General features: G+C 60.5%; 5 protein-coding genes and 1 pseudogene. 2 read left to right on the plus strand and 4 right to left on the minus strand.

The features are described from left to right. Positions 1-238 precede the first annotated feature (238 nt). From DI606_RS19685 to DI606_RS19695, 3 genes are all read right to left on the minus strand, one after another. Positions 239-454: a DUF6117 family protein gene (locus DI606_RS19685; protein ID WP_017503383.1), complete on the minus strand. Its 216-nt coding sequence runs from the start codon at positions 452-454 to the stop codon at positions 239-241. Positions 455-465: 11 nt separating this feature from the next. Continuing rightward, entirely contained in the window at positions 466-1,476 is a 1,011-nt protein-coding gene (locus DI606_RS19690) for a DUF2493 domain-containing protein (protein WP_293985663.1), read from the minus strand. Between the two features lie 83 nt (positions 1,477-1,559). Beyond that, positions 1,560-2,018, minus strand: a complete 459-nt coding sequence (locus DI606_RS19695) for a DUF736 domain-containing protein (RefSeq protein WP_293985658.1) — start codon at positions 2,016-2,018, stop codon at positions 1,560-1,562. Between the two features lie 283 nt (positions 2,019-2,301). On the opposite strand from DI606_RS19695, the gene DI606_RS19700 reads away from it, so the two are divergent. Both DI606_RS19700 and DI606_RS19705 read left to right on the plus strand, forming a co-directional pair. Continuing rightward, positions 2,302-2,529, plus strand: coding sequence for a hypothetical protein (locus tag DI606_RS19700; RefSeq protein ID WP_046986982.1), 228 nt, complete (start codon positions 2,302-2,304; stop codon positions 2,527-2,529). 89 nt (positions 2,530-2,618) lie between these two features. Beyond that, positions 2,619-2,933: pseudogene (locus DI606_RS19705) on the plus strand (HU family DNA-binding protein); the annotation flags it as partial. 98 nt (positions 2,934-3,031) lie between these two features. Here the strand turns inward: DI606_RS19705 and DI606_RS19710 are convergent. Beyond that, on the minus strand, positions 3,032-3,370 hold the full coding sequence (locus DI606_RS19710) for a hypothetical protein (protein ID WP_293985661.1): 339 nt from the start codon (positions 3,368-3,370) through the stop codon (positions 3,032-3,034). Positions 3,371-3,482 lie beyond the last annotated feature (112 nt).

Consider the following 3,482-nt stretch of genomic DNA (forward strand, 5'->3'; position numbering starts at 1 on the left):
GGTGGGGCCCCGTCGTCCTTGAGGCCGGCGCTGTCCCCGTGCCATGCTTAAAAGACTTGAGAGAAGAAGTGTGGCAGCACCCCAGGGGGCTCGATGCCCCCTGGGGTGCTATGGTCCTCACGCAACATGTGCCCAACCACCCATCCGACATTGCCCCGATCACCGCCGTTGACAAAAAAAGGGACCGCGCGCCGGATCGGCTGCGGTCCCGGAAAGGCATGAATTTTGTCAATCGCCTTCAGATCGGCGGCCGATAGGCGTCATATGGGTTTCCTTCAGCGAGGTGGCCGAAAGGGGTCATGAGATAGGCCCCCTCCTCCCGTCCGACTGCGCAGATGACGTAACGGGGTTCCCCCGATGTTGCATCCTGGCATTCCATCAGGGCAAGATTGCCATCTTCCGCCGCCCGAAGCAGCGTCTTGAAGTTGGCGCTGAGATAGTCGGGTATCGCCATACTGTCCTCCCTCAATGACCGCGGCGCGAAGCACGCGGCGGGACCCTCACGGCATCAGGTGACTGGTCCGCTTTGCGCAGGGCATGGATCGGCACATTAGCCTGGCGCAACAGCTGATAGAGATTGGCCTGCACGCCTGAGCCTTCACAGAGCACTGCCTCGACTGGTTTCAATTCGAGGATTTTGCGATTGCGGGTGAAGGCGGTCTTCCGCCCCGTTCCATATAGACCGTAACGCACGACCGGCACTTCAACGCCGCTGCGCGCAGCCCAGGCGGCGGCGATCTGATCCACACCGCGGCGTTGCCCGGTGGTGACCAAGATCATGTGGGAGACCCGCGCGTGGATGGCGTCAAGCCGTGCCCATATCGCCTGCCAGTCATGCCAGTCGGCCGGCCCAGTAACGACCACCACCGGCCCTTGCGGCAGGTGACGTTCGCGCTGTTCCAGCTGCCGGGCACGCAGGAAATCAATCGCGGCGATCTGGCTGGCGCTCGATGCAGAAGAGGCCCGCGTGCCCCTTGCCGGCGACCACGGCCAGCCAGATTGCGCTCGATACATTTCCGCAGCATAGTCGCGCATACATTCGATCGCCTGCCGCTGCTCGGCGAGCGACTGACACTGAATCTGCTTTTCTTCGAGGGAGCGGGCATAGATCTCGCTCCCCTCCGGGTCTCGCGCAAGTTCGCCCAGTTCCTTGGCGAAGCCGTCTTCGCGCTTCTCCAGCTTCCCTGCGAGATAGTGGAAGCTGTTGACGAAGCCCCAGGCGATATCAGGCGCAAGGGGTTCCAGACGGGTGCCGGTAAAGAGGTCAAAGATCGCGGCGATGATGCCGCCGCACTCGGCTTGCGCGGCGATCGGCTCAGGCATTTCATGTTCGGCTGGCGCATCTCCAGGCTCAGCAATGGAGAGCGGCATTGGGTCGCCAAAAGCCGCCTGATATTCCGGCGTCGCAACCATCTGTGCGTAAAGGGTAGGCAAGTCAGCAAAGCGATCGATGCTGTGGCGCAGGGCGGTAGCCATGATGCGCATCCTTCCAGAATTTGATTTGCAAAAAGAAAGGCCGGGGAAGCCATTGCTCCCCCGGCCCATGACGCTCAAAGACCTCAGTGAGGCACTTCGTCGTCGAAGTCGCTGCCGCCCATGTAGCTGCCGTCCATGCCAGCGGTGCTCGCGCCGAACCCGCCCATGGCCTCGCCGCCCATCGCCGGACGCTCCGAGCGCTGCCCGCCGCCAAAGCCGCTTAGCGCGTCACGACGGCGCCATGCGACCCGGTAGCCTTCGGCGTCGGTCCCGAAGAGAGCGATAGGCAGCGGCTCGGCCAGGCTCGGATCGTCGAGCGATCCCTGAAGGAAGTTCTCGCCGGTCTTGTTGGCGGTCGCCTCCCATAGCGCACCGATCTGAACCCAGCGCTGCCCGACATTGAGCGCCACGATCTCGAAGACGGGCGCGCGCTCATTGGTGCTCTCGACAGGCCGAAGCCCGAGCCGCGGCAAGTCGATCGAACGGGTCGCGATATGACCGATAAGACGACCGTTCACGGGCTTGATTTCACCGATATTCATAACCTCAACTCCTTGGAAATGCCGCTCTCGACCATTCGAAAGCGACACTCTCCAAGATCCTTCTCAACTCTCAAACGCAGCGGTTCCGTCGTGCGCAACCGCGGTTTCCGGAGGCGCATTCTTCGCCCCTATCTCCTGTTCGGTAGCCGGCTCCAACGACGTAGATAGATCCACCCGCGTCTCGCCGTTTGGATCGCCAGGATGGAAATTACCGCCGATCTGGCGACGATTGCCCGTGCGCGGTGTCGGCGTGCCAGATACCCTCCAATATGGAGACACCGATATGGATCATTCCCCGATGCGCGAATTGCCTGACGAGCTTGCAGATGTCCGAGATACGCTGGTCAGATGCCTGGAGGTCCTCGATCGGTATGACGAGCATCATGCCGCACTACACGTCTGCGCAGGATATGAGCGCCTGATCGGCGCTCCTACTACGATGGAGCAATGGTATATGATGACCGGCCGTGACCCCGACGGCGAGTTTCTTCAAGACGGCGATCAGCACTGACCCGGCGCGTAATCCATTCTCCGTTCAGCTGTCCCCACGCGCTAGACGAAACACCGCCCTAAAATCAGGCTTCAAACTCAAAAGATGAGCCACTAAGGCTGGCGCGTTTCTCTCAACAAGGATGCACCATGAATAATAGCGACCTGGCCGAAGCCCTTGCCGGCGAACATGGCCTGACCAAGGCGGATGCCCGCAAGTTCGTCGACACCATCTTTGCGCAGATCGCCGGAGCTGTTGCCAAGGGTGAAGAAGTCTCGCTGAATGGTTTCGGCAAGTTCAAGGTCAAGGACAGCCCGGCCCGTGAAGGCCGCAATCCCTCGACCGGCGCGACCATTCAGATCGCCGCGTCGAAGAAGCTTTCCTTCACGCCCGCCAAGGCAGTGAAGGATCAGCTTAACGGCTGAGATTCAGGGGGGCGTCCCGGACGCGGGACGCCTCTACCTCCAGAGCATAGCCCCGAGCGGCTATGCACCTTGATACCACATCATATTGCGTCGCTTCCTCATGCAGCCTCTTGATCAACGCCATCGAGAAATCGGTCGATCCATCGCCTGATGGGAGGACGGGCGTCGAGTGGCACTCGCGCGGCGCCTTGCTGAAAAAAGATCAGGTCTGGCGGCGCATTCGCTACGATCTCATCTATCGCCTCATCAGAAAGCAAGCATTCCTTCCGGATGAACGCGGTCATCGAACCAGGCCGCGCCTCTGCACCGCGGCATCCCAAAACGGGCTTGCGCCACAATCCGTCAATCTTGCGAAGACGCGGTGCCGCTCGCGCCTCAATGAGAATGATCAGACGCAGATAACTTTCCGGCAGGCTGCGGATTTCATCCGGCTTCATGGCCGCACAAAAAAATTATGTCGCCATTGAGACGATCCATTCCCTTTGACGGGATAAGGATATTGTCCCATTATCGATCGGGTCGGGGCAATAAAATGGAAACGCCCAGTGT

Source organism: Sphingobium sp., from assembly GCF_003248505.1.
Classification (GTDB): Bacteria; Pseudomonadota; Alphaproteobacteria; order Sphingomonadales; family Sphingomonadaceae; genus Sphingobium.